This is a genomic window from Nonomuraea dietziae, assembly GCF_014195505.1.
Lineage (GTDB): Bacteria > Actinomycetota > Actinomycetes > Streptosporangiales > Streptosporangiaceae > Nonomuraea > Nonomuraea roseola.
The window spans coordinates 7,958,441-7,974,197 of the sequence record NZ_JACIBV010000001.1 but is presented as its reverse complement, the minus strand read 5'-3'; the positions used below and the strand labels follow the sequence as shown (position 1 = coordinate 7,974,197).

The 15,757-nt window shown below is 70.8% G+C and carries 13 protein-coding genes; 6 read left to right on the top strand and 7 right to left on the bottom strand.

The genetic code is table 11. The features are described 5' to 3' along the window. Nucleotides 1–127: 127 nt before the first annotated feature. Entirely contained in the window at nt 128–2,746 is a 2,619-nt protein-coding gene (locus tag FHR33_RS37935) for a cellulose binding domain-containing protein (RefSeq protein ID WP_183658408.1), read from the bottom strand. Nucleotides 2,747–2,948: 202 nt separating this feature from the next. Between FHR33_RS37935 and FHR33_RS37930 the strand changes: the two genes are divergently transcribed. From FHR33_RS37930 to FHR33_RS37915, 4 genes are all read left to right on the top strand, one after another. Next, entirely contained in the window at nt 2,949–3,851 is a 903-nt protein-coding gene (locus tag FHR33_RS37930) for a phosphotriesterase family protein (RefSeq protein WP_183658405.1), read from the top strand. Between the two features lie 265 nt (nt 3,852–4,116). Further along, entirely contained in the window at nt 4,117–5,295 is a 1,179-nt protein-coding gene (locus tag FHR33_RS37925; RefSeq protein WP_246452309.1) for an ROK family protein, read from the top strand. Nucleotides 5,296–5,416: 121 nt separating this feature from the next. Next, nucleotides 5,417–6,463, top strand: a complete 1,047-nt coding sequence (locus FHR33_RS37920) for a sensor histidine kinase (RefSeq protein WP_183658398.1) — start codon at nt 5,417–5,419, stop codon at nt 6,461–6,463. A gap of 16 nt (nt 6,464–6,479) precedes the next feature. After that, nucleotides 6,480–7,175 carry a response regulator gene (locus FHR33_RS37915; RefSeq protein ID WP_183658394.1) on the top strand — a complete coding sequence of 232 codons (696 nt, stop codon included), beginning with the start codon at nt 6,480–6,482 and terminating at the stop codon, nt 7,173–7,175. A 10-nt stretch (nt 7,176–7,185) separates the two neighbouring features. Here FHR33_RS37915 and secY read toward each other — a convergent pair whose 3' ends face one another. Next, complete coding sequence (gene secY, locus FHR33_RS37910) at nt 7,186–8,457, bottom strand: preprotein translocase subunit SecY (RefSeq protein ID WP_183658391.1); 1,272 nt, start codon at nt 8,455–8,457, stop codon at nt 7,186–7,188. A gap of 85 nt (nt 8,458–8,542) precedes the next feature. On the opposite strand from secY, the gene FHR33_RS37905 reads away from it, so the two are divergent. Further along, entirely contained in the window at nt 8,543–9,139 is a 597-nt protein-coding gene (locus tag FHR33_RS37905; protein ID WP_312895903.1) for a P-loop nucleotide/nucleoside kinase family protein, read from the top strand. On the opposite strand, the gene FHR33_RS37900 is transcribed toward FHR33_RS37905, so the two are convergent. Next, nucleotides 9,081–9,689 carry a TetR/AcrR family transcriptional regulator gene (locus FHR33_RS37900; RefSeq protein WP_183658385.1) on the bottom strand — a complete coding sequence of 203 codons (609 nt, stop codon included), beginning with the start codon at nt 9,687–9,689 and terminating at the stop codon, nt 9,081–9,083. The genes FHR33_RS37905 and FHR33_RS37900 overlap by 59 nt on opposite strands. Before the next feature lie 39 nt (nt 9,690–9,728). On the opposite strand from FHR33_RS37900, the gene FHR33_RS37895 reads away from it, so the two are divergent. After that, complete coding sequence (locus tag FHR33_RS37895; protein ID WP_183658383.1) at nt 9,729–11,885, top strand: ATP-binding cassette domain-containing protein; 2,157 nt, start codon at nt 9,729–9,731, stop codon at nt 11,883–11,885. On the opposite strand, the gene FHR33_RS37890 is transcribed toward FHR33_RS37895, so the two are convergent. The 4 genes from FHR33_RS37890 to FHR33_RS37875 are packed head-to-tail and all read right to left on the bottom strand — an operon-like array spanning nt 11,863 to nt 15,746. Further along, nucleotides 11,863–12,633: a putative hydro-lyase gene (locus FHR33_RS37890; protein WP_221241416.1), complete on the bottom strand. Its 771-nt coding sequence runs from the start codon at nt 12,631–12,633 to the stop codon at nt 11,863–11,865. The genes FHR33_RS37895 and FHR33_RS37890 overlap by 23 nt on opposite strands. 9 nt (nt 12,634–12,642) lie before the next feature. Further along, on the bottom strand, nt 12,643–13,869 hold the full coding sequence (locus tag FHR33_RS37885) for a sugar ABC transporter permease (RefSeq protein ID WP_183658381.1): 1,227 nt from the start codon (nt 13,867–13,869) through the stop codon (nt 12,643–12,645). Next, nucleotides 13,862–14,626, bottom strand: coding sequence for an ATP-binding cassette domain-containing protein (locus FHR33_RS37880; protein ID WP_183658379.1), 765 nt, complete (start codon nt 14,624–14,626; stop codon nt 13,862–13,864). The genes FHR33_RS37885 and FHR33_RS37880 overlap by 8 nt, the downstream gene beginning before the upstream one ends. A gap of 1 nt (nt 14,627) precedes the next feature. Next, nucleotides 14,628–15,746, bottom strand: coding sequence for a sugar ABC transporter substrate-binding protein (locus FHR33_RS37875; protein ID WP_312895902.1), 1,119 nt, complete (start codon nt 15,744–15,746; stop codon nt 14,628–14,630). Nucleotides 15,747–15,757: the final 11 nt, after the last annotated feature.

Here is a 15,757-nt window from a genome sequence, read left to right as displayed (position 1 = left end):
GGGCATCCATGTACCGTCCGATGCCCCTCGTTCTCCCTCCGGTACGGCAAGCCCCCGCACGGCCACCGGGGTCACCGGTGGCCGGCCGTCCATCACGCGCGCTCCAGCGGGACTCCGGTCCCCGCCGTCACGAAGCGGCGCAGCCGATCGGGGAAGGCACGCCGTTCGACCCTGTCCACGATGCGGTGAAGCCGAACGTCGCCGTCGCGCCCTGGGCCAGCGAGCCGTTCCACGCCACGTTCCCGACCGTCACGTCGGCCCCCGACTGGGTGTGCGCGCCGTTCCAGAGCTGGGTGATCCGCTGGCCTGCGGGGAAGGCCCACGACACGGTCCACCCCTTGATCGCCTTGTCGGCCTTGACCGTGACCTCGCCCTGGAATCCGCCCTGCCACGAGCCGGTCACCTTGTAGGCGGCCGAGCACCCGCCGGTCCCCGGGGTGGGCGTGGGGGTGGGCGTGGGCGACGGGGTGGGCGTGGGCGACGGGGTGGGCGTCGGGGTCGGGTCGGAGCCCGAGCGCTCGGCGTACAGGATGCCGCGGCCGTTGGTGCCCAGGTAGACCCGCCCGTACACGCGGGGGTCGCCGGTGATCGCCTCGCCCATGTTCCCGTACTGGTGTCTGTCGTCGTTGATGCGGGTCCAGGTGGCGGCCGTGTCGTCGGATCTGTGGACGCCCGTCACGCCGTCGATCGTGGCGACCGCGTACAGCGCGGGGTAGGAAGCGCCAGGGGCGGCCTTGCCGTACCCGATGTTGACCGCGCCGGTGACCCCCGGCAGCTTGGTGAAGGTGGCTCCGGAGTCGGTGGAGCGGAACAGACCGCCCTCGCCTGCCAGCCAGAGGTGGCCCTCGCGGCCGGGGACCGCCTTGAACGTGCCCGCGCCGGGTGCGGCGGTCTCGGTGAAGGTGGCGCCGCCGTCGGTGGAGCGGTAGAACGTGCCGGCCGCCACGGCGTAGAACGTCGACGGGTTCACCCGGTCCGACTCGACGACCGCGCCGGAGGGCAGGCCGGCCGAGGCGGTCCACGAGGTGCCGAAGCCGACCGAGTAGTGCGGCGCGGCGCCCTGCGGCGACCACACGAAGCGCGAGCCGTCGGCCGCCGCCGCGATCGTGCCGCCTCCCGTCACGCCCGAAGGCTCCGAGCCCTGGAACCAGTTCGCGCCGCCGTCGGTGGAGAAGGCCACGTTGCTGCCGTCGGCGTTGCCGGAGCGGGCCATCACGGCGGGGTTCTTCTCGGCGTAGTCGAGGCTGGTGGTCGAGGTGAATCCTGGCGAGGTGAACATCATCGGCGGCACCGCGTCGAGCGAGGCGTGCCTGAACCCGCCGATGTCACCGAGACCGCTGACGAGCGGGGCTCCCGTGGGCGGGCTGACCAGGTCGAGCACGGCGGTCTCCTCCAGCCCCCTCACCATCGGCCTGATCGTGAACCGGCCCCCTGTGTCCCACTTGAGCAGGTCCTCCGTGCCGTAGATGGTGGCGCCGGTGCCGTACATCATCCTGTTGGAGTCGAAGGGGTCGATCTCCAGCGACTCGGTCATCCAGCCCAGCTTCGGCGTGACCTCGGGCGGCTGCGGGTTGCCGCCGAACGTCAGCCACGGAGCGGAGGAGACGTCCATCGTGTAGCGGAAGGATCTGTTGGGATAGGAGGCCCAGTCCCACACCCTCGTCCAGGTCGCGCCCGCGTCGGTGGACCTGAAGAAGATCACGTCGGGCCACCAGGAGATCTGGGTGGCGACCATGAGGGTCTGCGGGTCCTGCCTGTCGATGGTCAGGCCGCTGTAGCCGAAGTAGTCGTCCTCGTTGGTGGAGGGGATCGGGCTGATCCTGGTCCACTCGCCTGTGCGGGTGTCGAGGCGCCACACGTCGCCCTTGGCCCCGTCGTAGGGGCCGGCCGTGTCGCTGGTGGCCAGGTAGAGCAGGCCGTTGACGTGGTCGAGCACCCCCTTGTGCGGCAGGTGGCCGGTCGGCTGGCCCGGCACGCGCTGCCAGGTCGCGCCGTTGTCGGCGGAGCGGTAGAGGATGTTCTCCTTGTCGGCGACGCCCGCGTAGATCGCCCTGGTCACCGGGTCGATCGTCACCCAGACCACGCCCGGCCTGTGGCTGGCGTAGCCGTTGGGGTCGCTCGGGTCGGGCGCGTAGTCGCCAGGGTTGGGGAAGGAGGACACCTTCGCCCAGGTCGCGCCGTAGTCGGAGCTCTTCCACAGGCCGTTGCCGTTGGGCGCGCCGAGATAGAGGGTCCTGTTGTCCCTGGGATCGACGGCCAGCCGCTCACCCATGCCCCTGCCCGGCATGTTGCCGCCCAGTTTGAACGGCAGCGGCGAGACCTGCCAGGTGGCGCCCTTGTCGGCCGAGCGCAGGATCGCGCCGTTGTTCGGGTCCCAGCTGTTGGTGTACATCCCGACCGCCGCGTACACCCTGGTGGGCTGCACCGGGTCGGTGGCCAGGCTGTCCACGCCGTTGTAGCCCCACCTGTCCCAGCCGACCCAGTCGAGCAGCGGGGTCCACGTCTTGGTGGCCTGCTCCCATCGGTAGGCGCCGCCGATGTCGGTCCTGGCGTAGATCAGGTTCTTCTCGCTCTGGTTGAAGACGATCGCGGGGACGAAGCCGCCTCCGTCGATCCGCACGTTCTTCCACTCGTAGGTCTCCTGCGCCGGCGCGGCGAGCGCCGCGGCCTCCCGCAGCGCGGGCGCGGAGACGACCACCGCGGCCGCCGAGATCGTCAACAGCGCTGCGAGTATCCACCGAATCATGTACGGCCTGTCCCTTCGTCCAGGAGTCGCCCGGAGACCCTGACCGTCGACCGCGGCGCGCATGTCGCGTGGAGAGTCACCCGCCCGCCATCCGGCGGTCAAACGCGGCCGGACTCTTCGCAGGTCAGCGCTGAAACATTCATCAGGTAAAGCTTTCGGCAGACATAAGGCGTTCACCGGCAAATACGGGTTAATGTCGTCCATGCCTGAGGCCCTTCTACGGACCGTCACCGGTCAGATCCGCGCCGACGCGATCACCGGCGCCGTCCTCCCCCATGAGCACCTGCGCTGCGACCTGCGCTGGGCGGTCGGTATCGACTCCGACCCATACCGCTGGCTCGACGAGGAGCGCACCGTCACCCACGAGCTCCGCGAGCTGCGCCAGTCCGACGATCTCGGTCTCACCGTCGAGCTGTCCTGCATCGGCATGGGCAGGGACGCCACCTCCCTCGCCCGCGTCGCCGCGGGCAGCAGGGTGCCCGTCATCGCCTCGACAGGGCTGTTCGCCGAGCCGTTCACCCAGGTCCGCGAGGACGACGTCGACACCCTCACCGCGCGGCTGATGGACGAGATCACCTCGGGCCTGGACGGCACGGGCGTGCTGCCAGGCGTCATCGGCGAGGTCGGCGCCTGGGGCCAGGAGCCGTCGCCGGTGGAGGAGCGCTGCCTGGTCGCCGCCGCCCGCGCCTCCCTGTCCAGCCGCCTGCCCGTCGCCACCCACGGACAGAACGGGCCCGCGCTGCTGGAGATCCTGCTGGGCGAGGGTCTGCCCGGCTCGCGGGTCAGCGTCTCCTTCACCGGCGACGACGTCGCCGTCGCCCGCAAGATCGCCGAGGCCGGGGCGTACGTCAGCCTCTCCTCCGTGGGCCTCGGCGCCCCGCAGGCGGCCAGGGTGGCGATGGAGCTGATCTCCGAGGGGCACCGCGAGCGCCTGCTGCTCGGCAGTGGTGTCTCCCGCGTCGCCCAGCTCCAGAGGTACGGCGGCGCGGGCTACTCCCACGTCTTCCGCACGCTGCTCCCCCTGCTGCGCGAGGGCGGCGTGGAGGAGGAGACGATCCAGGCGATCACCCGGGTGAACCCGATCCGCTGGCTGACCAACGGCTGACGCGCCCCACCGACATCCCCCGCCCGCCGGACCACCCTTCCCGGCGCACCCCCCGCTCGCAGGGCTCCCCCGCCTGCCGGGACCACCCCCTCCCGGCCCACCCCCCGCCCCCTCGAGTCCCCTCCCCGCCCCAAGAGCACGCCAGCTCGGACCACGCGGCACACTAAAGGAAGACATGATTCTTCCGCCGATGGTCAAGCAGAAGTGTGATTCAATTCGACATATCATGTTTCAGGCGGCGGAAGGAGCGGCGTTGTCTCCGGACATGCTGAACGAACCGGTCGGCACGGTCGCCGGAGCAGGCGCGCTGCTCGCGATCCTGAGGGACGGCCAGGCCCGCACGAGGGCCGAGCTCGTCCAGCTCACCGGTCTGGCCAGGTCCACGGTCTCGCAGCGCCTCGACGCCCTGCTCACCCACCAGTGGATCGTGCCCACCGAGGACGCCATCTCCTCCGGCGGCAGGCCCGCCGTGGCGTTCGCGTTCAACAGCTCCGCCCGCGTCGTCCTGTCCGCCGACCTCGGCGCCACCCACGCGAGGGTCGCGGTGACCGACCTGGCCACCACCGTCCTCGCCGAACGCACCTCTGACCTGGCCATCGACAAGGGCCCCGAGCCGACGCTGCAATGGCTCCTCGACACCTTCCTCGAGCTCCTCGACGAGACGGGGCACACCGTCGAGCAGGTGTGCGGCGTGGGCGTGGGCCTTCCAGGGCCCGTCGAGCACGCCTCGGGACGGCCGATCAACCCGCCGATAATGCCCGGCTGGGACGGCTTCCCCGTCCCCGAGTGGCTCGGGGAGCGGCTCGGCGCCGCCGTCCTTGTGGACAACGATGTGAACATCATGGCCCTCGGCGAGCACTGGGCCGCCAGGCCCGAGGCCGACCAGCTGGTGTTCGTCAAGATCGGCACCGGCATAGGGTGCGGCATCATCTCCGACCGTCGCCTGCACAGGGGCGCGCAGGGCGCGGCGGGCGACATCGGCCACGTGCGGGTGTCCTCGGCGGCCGACGTGGTGTGCAGGTGCGGCAACACTGGCTGCCTGGAGGCGGTCGCGGGCGGCGCCTCCGTGGCCGCCAAGCTGGCCGCGGCCGGGGTGCCCGCCTCCAACAGCCGCGACGTGGTCAACCTCGTACGGCAGGGCAACACCCAGGCCGTCCAGCTCATCAGGCAGGCGGGGCGCGAGGTCGGCGACGTGCTGGCCTCCATCGTGAACTTCTTCAACCCCGCGGTGATAGTGATCGGCGGCGACATCGCCGAGGCGGGCGAGCACGTGCTGGCGGGGGTCCGTGAGGTCATCTACAGCAGGTCGCTCCCGCTGGCCACCCAGCACCTGAGCATCAGGACCAGTGAGCTGGGCGACAGGGCGGGCGTCGTGGGGGCGGCCGTGATGGTGATCGAGCACGTCCTGGCGCCCGGGACCGTCGACCGCGCCGTCCTGCGCTGAGCGCCCCCCTTCCTGAGGCGGCACCCCGGCCGGTCGGCGAACCGCTCCCCCTGAAACTGGCTAGGATCGGGGCGGAATGGTGACACGGGAACGACGCCCTGTCCGCCGCCTGTGGGAGTCCATGTCCGCGGCGGTGTCCCGTGCTGCCCGCCTGGGCGACATGCCCGCCGTGCTCGTGCTGGTGTGGGCGGGCTGGCTGGCCGTCCCCCTGTCGCTCAGCGGCCTGGCACAGGCCCGCGCGGCGATCGCGGCGGGACACGAGACCCCGCAGGAGGCCGCGCAGACGGCCGTGGGCCATCGCGCGAAGACCCCGACGTTCACCACCCCGCCGAAGCCCGGAAAGGGCTGGGCCGGGTTCGCCCGCGGCGCCACAGCATCCGACGCCTGGCCAGGCCCCCAGCCCGCGGCCTACGCGGGCGACGGCGGCCTCCCCTGCCTCGCCGCCCGCGCCGCCGGCGGGATCTCCGCACCGACTCCCCATGCCATGGGCGGCTCCGGAGCCCACGTCCCGGGCCCGGCCTGGGGGTCGCCTGGCGCCGGCGAGGCATCCCAAGCTGACGGCGCGGCGGTGGCGCGGGAGCTGGCGCGGGAGCGGGCCAGGATCGCCGGCGAGGTCCACGACGCGGCGGGACACGGCTTCTCGACCATCGCGATGCAGGCCGGACTCGCCCTGCTCGTGCTGGAGGAGAGCCCCGAGCAGGCGCGCGAGTCGCTGCGGGCGATCCGCGAGACCAGCCTCGGCGCGCTGGCCCAGCTGCGGGCCGCTCTCGATCTCATCGACCCCGGCGAGCCGGTCGCGAGCCGCGACGACCTGCCTGCCCTGATCGACGGGGTGCGGGCGGCGGGGCTGCCCGTCGACATGGAGCCCGGCGAGCCCGCCGTCCCCTCGCACCTGCGCGGCACCGTCTACCGGGTGGTGCGCGAGTCGCTGACGAACGTGATCAGGCACGCGGGGCCGACCAGGGCGCTCGTCAGGGTGGCTGACGACCCCTGCGGGTTCGTGCTGGAGGTGGCCGACCGCGGCGTCGGCGTCACGGAGGCAGGCGAGGGCAGGGGGCTGGCGGGGATGCGCGAGCGGGTGCGGAACGCGGGGGGCCAGTTCACCGCGGGCCCGAGGGACGGCGGCGGCTTCCAGGTGATCGCCCGCTTCCCGCGGGAGACCGCGTGACCTCAGGGACGACCGCATGAACCCCGGGCGGGAGGGTGCGGGCGTGGGAGGTGAAGGTGTGATCAGGGTCGGGGTGGCCGACGACCAGGCGGTCGTGCGGATGGGGCTCGGCGCGCTCATCGCCAGGGAGGCCGACCTCAAGCTGGTCGGTGAGGCGGCCGACGGCGGGCAGGCGGTGGCGCTGGTGCGCAGGGAGCGCCCCGACGTCCTGCTGCTCGACATCAGGATGCCCGGCATGGACGGCCTGGAGGTCCTGCGCGCCATCGCGGCCGACCCCTCCCTTCACGGCACCAGGATCGTGGTGGTGACGACGTTCGCCGTGGACGAGTACGTCTTCGCCGCCCTGCAGGCCGGGGCGAGCGGCTTCCTGCTCAAGGACAGCGCCCCCGACGAGCTGGTGAGCGCCATCAGGGTGGTGGCCGCGGGCGAGGCGCTGCTCTCCCCCGCGATCACCCGCAAGGTCATCGGGCTGTTCGGCAGGCACGGCGGCGAGCGGCCCGTGGACGGCGTCGACACCCTGACCCCTCGAGAGAGGGAGCTCGTGGCATGGGTGGCGACAGGCCGGTCGAACGAGGAGATCGCCAAGGAGCTGGTGATCAGCCGCGACACCGTCCGCACGCACGTCAGCAGGGCCATGGTGAAGCTGCACGCCCGCGACAGGGCGCAGCTCGTGGTCTTCGCCATGCGCGCGGGCCTGGTCCTGCCCACCTGACCGGAGCCGGCTACCTGAGCAGGCCCTCGTAGGCGCGCTGCTGGAGCTGGGCCTCGATCTGCTTCACCGTCTCCAGGCCCACCCCCACCATGATCAGCACACTCGTCCCCCCGAAGGGGAAGTTCTGCTGCGTGGAGGGGTCGCGCAGCAGCGCGAAGGCCACCAGCGGCACCAGGGCCAGCACACCCAGGTAGAGGGCCCCCGGCGCGGTCAGCCGCGACAGGACGAAGCCCAGGTACTCCGCGGTCGGCCGTCCGGGCCTGATCCCCGGCACGAAGCCGCCGTAGCGCTTCATGTTGTCGGCCACCTCCATGGGATTGAAGGTGATCGAGACGTAGAAGTAGGCGAACCCGACGATCAGCAGGAAGTAGCCGAGCATGTAGAGCGGGTGGTCGCCGGCGAGGTACTGGTTGATCCACGGCACCTGGCCGCCGACCAGCGCGGGGATGGAGAGCAGCGACGAGGCGAAGATCACCGGGACGATGCCCGCCTGGTTGACCTTGAGCGGGATGTAGGTGTTGGTCCCTCCGTACATGCGGCGGCCGACCATCCGCTTGGCGTACTGCACGGGCACGCGCCGCTGGGCCTGCTCCATGAAGACCACGGCCGCCACCAGGAACAGGCCGGAGACGAGGATCACCACCGTCGCGAAGGGGCTCACCACGAAGAGGTTGGACATGTAGGAGGGGAAGACGGCGACGACCTGGGTGAGAATCAGGATCGACATGCCGGTGCCGATCCCCTTCTCGGTGATCTTCTCGCCCAGCCACATCACCATGCAGCTCCCCGCCACCAGCACGACCACCAGCACGCTCACCCCGAACAGGCTCGTGTCGTAGAGCACCTGCCGCGAACAGCCGGGGAACAGCGCGCCTCCCCGCGCCAGCGCGACCACAGTGGTGGCGTTGAGCACGGCCAGGGCCACGGTGAGGTAGCGGGTGTACTGCGTGATCTTCGCCTGGCCGTTCTGCCCCTCCTTGCGCAGCGCCTCGAGGCGCGGGATGAGCACCGCCATCAGCTGCATGATGATGCTGGCCGTGATGTACGGCATGACCCCCAGCGCGAACACCGACAGCTTCAGCATGGCCCCGCCGCTGAACAGCTGCACCATGTCGACCAGCCCGCCGCGCGCGCCGCCGAGGCACTGCCGGACCGCCGCGGTGTCCACCCCGGGCGACGGCAGGATCTGCCCGAACCTGAACAGCACGATGACGCCCAGCGTGAAGAGCAGCTTCTTGCGCAGTTCCGGGATGCCGAAGGCGCGCACGACCATGGTGAGCATGCGCCGAGTCTGGCCGCGTACGGGCGGCGGGGCGTCCGTCCGTACGCGGCACCGGCGTACGCAGATCCGCGTACGCTCTGACCTTGTGGTTCCTGTCTGGGTGATCAGCGGCCCGCCTGGCGCGGGCAAGTCGACCGTCGCCGCCGCGCTGCTCGGGCGACTCGACCCGGTCCCCGCGCTGCTCGACAAGGACACCGTCTACGGCGACTTCGTCAACGAGATGCTGAGCGCGTACGGCAGGCCGCAGGGCGAGCGCGAGGGCCCTTGGTACGACGAGCACGTGAAGCGGCACGAGTACGACGGCCTGACCAGGCTGGCCAGGACGATCAGGGGGCACGGCTGCCCCGTGATGCTCGACGGCCCCTTCACCTCCCAGGTGCACTCCGCGACGCTGTGGGAGAGGTGGGTCGAGCAGCTCGGGGGGCCGCCCGTCCACCTGGTGTGGCTCCGCTCCGACGGGCCGACGCTGCGCGAGCGCCTGACAGCCAGGGGCCTGGCCAGGGACGACGGCAAGCTTGCGGCCTTCGACGCCTACCTGAAGGCGATCAGGGTGGACGAGCCGCCGGCCGTACCTCATCTGGAGATCGACAACCGCAGGGGCGCGTCCGACCTGGAGTCGCAGCTCAGGGCGGCGGGTATGCCGCCGCGAACACGGCGGGAAGGCGCGGAACCAGCCGGGTGAAGGCGCCCGACTCGTAGGTGACGCCCGGCTCGTTGGCCAGCTGCTGCGAGATCACGCCCGCGATCAGGCTCGCGGCCAGCGCGAGGCCCTCCTCGCCCGCCGCGTCGGGATGCACCTCGCCGCGCTCCACCGCCGCGCGGATCAGCGTGGCGAAGTGCCGGTGGATCTCCAGGGCGGGGGCGTAGGCCTCCCGCGAGGGCGTGAAGCCGGGGACGGGCCGCCAGAACAGCAGCTGGGCCAGCACCTGGTGGTCCATGATCCACCGTGCGCCCGCCTCCAGGGAGGCGCCCATCGCGGCCAGGCCCTCGTGTCCGCGGGCGGCCTGCCGTACGGCGTCGAGGTAGCCCTCCTGGCCGATCCTGAACAGCTCGTCGTAGACGGCCGCCCTCGAAGGGAAGTACTTGTACAGCGAAGGCGGCTGGATGCCGAGCCGCCTGGCCACGGTCGCCATGTTCAGCGCCGCGACCCCGTCGGCCGCCATGACCTCCAGCGCGATGCCGAGGATCTCCTCCTGCGTCTCGGCCCTTCGACGAGCCCTGCGATCTGACATAAGCTAATACTAGTAGCCAAAGCTATTGGGAGTGGCTGAATGGACATCCTTCTCGCCGGACTTCGACAGAACAACCTCAAGAACGTCTCCCTCCGCCTGCCCAAGGAGCGGCTGACCGTCTTCACCGGCGTGTCGGGCTCGGGGAAGTCGTCAGTCGTCTTCGGCACCGTCGCCACCGAGTCGCAGCGGCAGATGAACGCCACCTACAGCGCCTTCATCAGGAACAGGCTGCCCAAGTTCGAGCGTCCGCTCGCCGAACGGCTGGCCCACCTGACCCCCGCGGTCGTCATCGACCAGAAGCGGGTGGGCGGCGGCGCCCGCTCGACCGTCGGCACCATGACCGAGATCCATCCCATCCTGCGCGTGCTGTTCTCCAGGTACGGCACGCCGTCGGCGGGCCCCGCGACCGCCTACTCCTTCAACGACCCCCAGGGCATGTGCCCCGAATGCCACGGCCTGGGCAGGGCCGTGCGCCTCGACCTCGACCTGGCGATCGACAGGACGCTCTCCATCAACGAGGGCGCGATCAGGGTCTTCCCCGTCGGCTCCTACGCCTGGCGCCTGTACGCCGACTCCGGCCTGTTCGACCTGGACAAGCCGGTCGGCGAGTTCACCGAGCGGGAGTGGCGCCTGCTCCTTCACGGCGAGAAGTTCAAGCTGGAGCGCGGCACCTACGAAGGCGTGGTGGACCGCTTCAACCGCCTGCACCTCAAGCGCGACACCGAGGCGACCAGGCGGATGATCACCGAGGGCCCCTGCCCCGCCTGCGCGGGCGCGCGGCTCAACGCCGCGGCGCTCGCCTCGCGGATCGACGGGCTCAACCTCGCCGACTACTCCGCCATGGAGATCAGCGACCTGGCCGAGACGCTCAGGGGGCTCGGCAACGGCGTCGCCGAGCCCGCGATCGAGGCGCTGAACAGGATCGAGGCGATCGGGCTCGGCTATCTCAGCCTCGACAGGGAGACCAGCTCGCTGTCGGGCGGCGAGGCGCAGCGGCTGAAGACCGTGCGGCACCTGGGCTCGTCGCTGTCGGGGCTGACCTACATCTTCGACGAGCCGAGCGCCGGCCTGCACCCGCGCGACGTGCACATGCTCGGCGAGCTGCTGCTCGAACTGCGCGACGCGGGCAACACGGTGATCGTCGTCGAGCACGACCGCGACATCATCGCCATGGCCGACCACGTCGTCGACATGGGTCCAGGGGCGGGTGCGAGCGGAGGCGAGGTGGTCTTCGAGGGCACGGTGGCCGGGCTGAGCAGGTCGCGGACGCTCACCGGCCGCATGCTCAGGCGGATCACGGGCCTGAAGCCCGAGCTCCGCGAGCCGAAGGGCTGGCTGCCCATCGAGGGAGCGTCGCTGCACAACCTCAAGAAGGTGAGCGTCAGGGTGCCGCTCGGCGTGCTCACGGCGGTGACGGGGGTGGCGGGCTCGGGCAAGAGCACGCTCATGACGTACGCCGAGGGCATCGCGATCGACCAGTCGGCGATCGGCGGATCGATCCGCTCCACCCCCGCCACCTACCTCGGCGTCATGGACAGGATCCGCAGGCTCTTCGCCGAGACGAACGGCGTGGACGCGAGCCTGTTCAGCTTCAACGCGGCCGGCGCCTGCCCCGCGTGCGGAGGGAGGGGCACGATCACGATGGATCTGGCGTTCATGGACCCGGTGACCACCGTCTGCGACACGTGCGAGGGCCGCCGCTACAGCTCCGAGGCGCTCTCGCACCGCTACGAGGGGCGGACGATCGCCGACGTGCTGGCCATGACCGCCGACGAGGCGCACGAGCTGTTCGGGCTCGAGGGGCTGGCGACGCTCGGCGAGCTCGGCCTCGGCTACCTGACGCTGGGCCAGCCGCTCACCACGCTGTCGGGCGGTGAGCGGCAGCGGCTGAAGCTGGCCCATCGGCTGCGCGAGAGCGGCAACGTCTACGTCTTCGACGAGCCGACGACAGGGCTGCACATGGCCGACGTCGACACGATGATGGCGCTGCTCGACCGCCTCGTCGACACGGGCAACACCGTCATCGTGGTGGAGCACGAGCTCGAGGTGGTCAAGCGCGCCGACTGGGTGATCGACATGGGACCCGAGGCAGGCCGGCACGGCGGCGAGGTGGTCTTCGAGGGCACGCCCGCGCAGCTGGTCCACGCCTCCACGCACACCGCCAAGCACCTGGCTAGGTCTCTCGAAGGTCGGTGATCGCCATGTGGCCCGGCAGGTGGCCGATGGCGTACTCGACGCCGGAGGCCATCACGGCCTGCTGCGGGGTGACGCCACAGGCCCAGAACAGGGGCACCTCGCCCGGCCGTACGGGAACGGGGTCGCCGAAGTCGGGACGCGACAGGTCGCCGATGCCGATCGCGGCGGGGTCGCCCACGTGCACGGGCGCGCCGTGCACCCGGGGGTAGCGGCCGCTGACCTCGATCGCGGTGGCCACCAGCGCCTCGGGTACCGGCCGCATCGAGACCACGAGCGGGCCGTGGAGCACCCCCGCGGGAGCGCAGGCCACGGCGGTGCGGTACATCGGCACGTTGACGCCCAGCTCGACGTGGCGCACGGGGACGCCCGCCCTCGCGAGCGCCGCCTCGAAGGTGAAGCTGCAGCCGATCAGGAAGGGGACGAGGTCGGCGCGCCAGTGCTCGACGACCTCGTCGAGGTCGGCGACCGGTCTGCCCTCGCGGTAGAGGCGGTAGCCGGGCAGGTCGGTGCGCAGGTCGCCGTTGAAGATCGCGGTGCTGGTGGCTCCTGGTTCGCCGACGTCGAGCACGGGACAGGCCTGCGGGTTACGCTCGGCGAACAGCTTGAGGTCGCCTGCCAGGCTCTCGGGGACCGCGATCAGGTTGGCCTGGGTCCAGCCGTCGCACCACCCCGCTGTCGGTCTGCGCTCCCCCGCCCTGAAGCGGCGCCGGGCCTGGTCGGGGGTCAAGGCACTCCGGGGGTCTGCCATGACCCCACGTTACGCCCGGCCTGCCGCCTTCTGGCTCCTGCGCGAGATCGAGTCGATGACCACCGCGGCCAGCAGCACCGCGCCCGTGACCATGAACTGGATGGAGTTGCTGACACCCTGCAACGCCATCCCTGAGGCGATCGACTGGATGACCAGCATGCCCAGCAGCGCCGAGTACGTGGTGCCGCGCCCGCCGAACAGCGAGGTGCCGCCGATCACCGCCGCCGCGATCGCCATCAGCAGCACGTTGCTCTGCCCCGTCGCCTGGCTGGCGCTGGAGATGCGGGAGGCGGCGAAGATGCCGCCGACCGCCGCGAACGAGCCCGAGATGACGAAGACCGAGATCCTGATGAACGGCACGTTGATGCCGGCCCGCCTGGCGGCCTCGATGTTGCCGCCGACCGCGAAGATGCTGCGCCCGTACCTGGTACGGCGCAGCACGAAGTCCGTGCCGACGACGACCACCAGGAAGATCAGCAGCGCGAGCGGGAGCCCCTGGTAGAGATTGAGGATGTAGGCCGCGCCGAAGGCCACCACCGCGAGCACGACTGTGCGGAAGACGATGTCGCCCGTCGTCCTGTACGGGATCCCCGCCGCGCGGCGCCTGTTGTTGCCGATGAGCGACACGGCGAGGAAGCCCGCCACGCCCAGCGCCGCCAGGCCGTAGGCGGCGATCACGTAGATGAAGTAGGTGCTGGTCAGGCCGGCGACGAAGCCGTCGCTCGGCAGGTTGATGGTGCCGTTGGGCCCGAGGACCCACAGCTGGAAGCCGGTCCAGGCGAGAAAGCCCGCCAGCGTGACCACGAAGGAGGGCACCCCGATCTTGGCGAAGAAGAAGCCGTGGATCAGGCCGAGCACGGCGCCGACGGCGACGGCGAGCAGGATGGCCAGGCCCGGGCTCATGCCCATGTTGACGTTGAGCACGGCCAGGACCGCCGCGCAGGCGCCGCTGACCGCGCCCGCCGCCAGGTCGATCTCCCCCAGCAGCAGCACGAACACGATGCCCACCGAGATCAACCCGGTCGGGACGATGTCGACGCTGAGGTTGGACAGGTTCTGCGCGGAAAGGAACTGGCTGTTCAGGCTCTGGAAGACGAGCCAGATGACGATCAGGCCGATGACCACCGGCAGCGGGCCGAGCTCGCCGCCCTTCACCTTCCGCCTGAACTCGCCCAGGTATCCAGTGAGACCCTGTTCGCTGACCACCAGCCGCGGGTCGACCGGGGATTCACTCACTGAGCCTCCTGCTCCTGCGGGACGCGGCGTTGTCGGTGGCGCCGGTGATCGCCGAGATGATCTCTTCCTGGGTGGTGGTCTTCGCGTCGAAGACCCCGTTGTTACGGCCGAGCCTGAGCACCGCGATGCGGTCGGCCACGGCCTTGACGTCGACCATGTTGTGGCTGATCAGGATGACGCCGTGCCCCTGGCCGCGCAGCCGTTCGACCAGGTCGAGGACCTGCGCGGTCTGCTCGACGCCGAGCGCGGCGGTCGGCTCGTCCAGCAGCACGATCTTGGGGTCGCCCAGCAGCGAGCGGGAGATGGCCACCGTCTGCCGCTGGCCTCCCGACAGCGACGCCACGGGGATCCGCACGCTGGGGATCTTGATCGACAGGGTCTCCAGCAAATCGCGCGAGCGCTTCTCCATCGCGACCTCGTCGAGGACGCCCATCGTCGTCATCTCGTTGCCGAGGTAGAGGTTGCCGACCACGTCGAGGTTGTCGCAGAGCGCGAGGTCCTGGTAGACGGTCGCGATGCCGAGAGCCTGGGCGTCGGAGGGGGTGGCGATCGTGGCCTGCCTGCCCTCCCACATGATGCGGCCCTCGTCGGGAGGGCCCACCCCCGCGATCACCTTGATCAGCGTGGACTTGCCCGCGCCGTTGTCGCCGACCAGCGCCACGACCTCGCCCGCGTCGACCTCGAGCTCGACGTCCGTCAGCGCCTGGACGGCGCCGAACCGCTTGGAGATGCGCTCAAGGGCGAGGACCGGAGCCATCTCAGGAGATCCCAGCCGCTACGCAGGCCGGCTTCACTGCCGCGGTGCAGATCTCCTCGACCTTCCAGAACCCGTCCTTGATCACGGTGTCCTTGATGTTCTCCTTGGTGACCACGATCGGCGCGATGATCTGCGCGGGGATGGCGGAGTTGGCGCCGTTGTCCACGGTGGTGGTGCCGGTGACGCCCTGCCCCGTGGCGAGGCTGATCGCCAGCTGGGCGGCGTTCTTGGCCTCGGGCCTGATCGGCTTGTAGATCGTCATCGTCTGGGTGCCGAGCAGGATCCGCTGGATCGCGGCGAGCTCGGCGTCCTGGCCGGTCAGGGGGGTGCCCTTCTTGACGCCCGCGTTCTGCATGGCCCTGGCGATGCCGCCCGCCATGCCGTCGTTGGCCGCGTACACGCCGATCACCTTGTCGGCCCCCAGCGCGGTGAAGGCGCCCGCGGCCTCGGTGTTGGCCTGGTCGGGGCTCCAGTCAGGGGTGTCGTACTCCTTGCCGATCGTGACCTGGCCGTCGAGCACCGAGTGGGCGCCCTTCTTGAAGTCGGCGGCGTTCGGGTCGGTGGGCGAGCCGTTGACCATGACGATGGGGCCGCGCTTGGGGTCGCCCCCCGCCTTGATCGCGTCCAGCAGCGCCTGTCCCTGCGCCTTGCCGACCTGCAGGTTGTCGAAGGAGGTGTAGGCGTCCACGGGACCGCCGGCCAGCCGGTCGTAGGCGACCACCTTCGCGCCCTGGCTCTTGGCCTTGGCGACCGAGGAGGCGATGGCCTTGGCGTCCACCGCGTCGAGGATCAGGATCTTCACCCCGTTGGTCAGCATCGAGTCGACCTGTTGCTGCTGCTGGTTGGGATCCTGGTTGGCGTTGTTGTAGACGACCTCGCACTTGGGGCACTGGGCCTTGATGTCGGCGGTGATGTACGGCCTGTCGAACTTCTCGTACCTGGCCGTCTTCGACTCGGGCAGCAACAGGCCGATCTTGAAGCCCTCGTCGATCGAGCCGATGGCGTTCGGGCTGGCGGTGCCGCCCCTGGCGCCGCCTGTCTGGCCGGACTGTCCCGCCGTGCCGCAGCCGGCCAGCAGCCCCACAATGGCCAGCACACCGCCGATGACCTGTGCTTTCACCGCGTGCCCCC

Bases quoted from the DNA above. Each gene is read 5' to 3' on its own strand.
- FHR33_RS37900 (WP_183658385.1), bottom strand. From the start codon at position 9,689: ATGTCAGATCGCAGGGCTCGTCGAAGGGCCGAGACGCAGGAGGAGATC.
- FHR33_RS37930 (WP_183658405.1), top strand. From the start codon at position 2,949: ATGCCTGAGGCCCTTCTACGGACCGTCACCGGTCAGATCCGCGCCGAC.
- FHR33_RS37915 (WP_183658394.1), top strand. From the start codon at position 6,480: ATGAACCCCGGGCGGGAGGGTGCGGGCGTGGGAGGTGAAGGTGTGATC.
- secY (WP_183658391.1), bottom strand. From the start codon at position 8,457: ATGCTCACCATGGTCGTGCGCGCCTTCGGCATCCCGGAACTGCGCAAG.
- FHR33_RS37920 (WP_183658398.1), top strand. From the start codon at position 5,417: ATGTCCGCGGCGGTGTCCCGTGCTGCCCGCCTGGGCGACATGCCCGCC.
- FHR33_RS37890 (WP_221241416.1), bottom strand. From the start codon at position 12,633: ATGGCAGACCCCCGGAGTGCCTTGACCCCCGACCAGGCCCGGCGCCGC.
- FHR33_RS37880 (WP_183658379.1), bottom strand. From the start codon at position 14,626: ATGGCTCCGGTCCTCGCCCTTGAGCGCATCTCCAAGCGGTTCGGCGCC.
- FHR33_RS37925 (WP_246452309.1), top strand. From the start codon at position 4,117: ATGCTGAACGAACCGGTCGGCACGGTCGCCGGAGCAGGCGCGCTGCTC.
- FHR33_RS37895 (WP_183658383.1), top strand. From the start codon at position 9,729: ATGGACATCCTTCTCGCCGGACTTCGACAGAACAACCTCAAGAACGTC.
- FHR33_RS37935 (WP_183658408.1), bottom strand. From the start codon at position 2,746: ATGATTCGGTGGATACTCGCAGCGCTGTTGACGATCTCGGCGGCCGCG.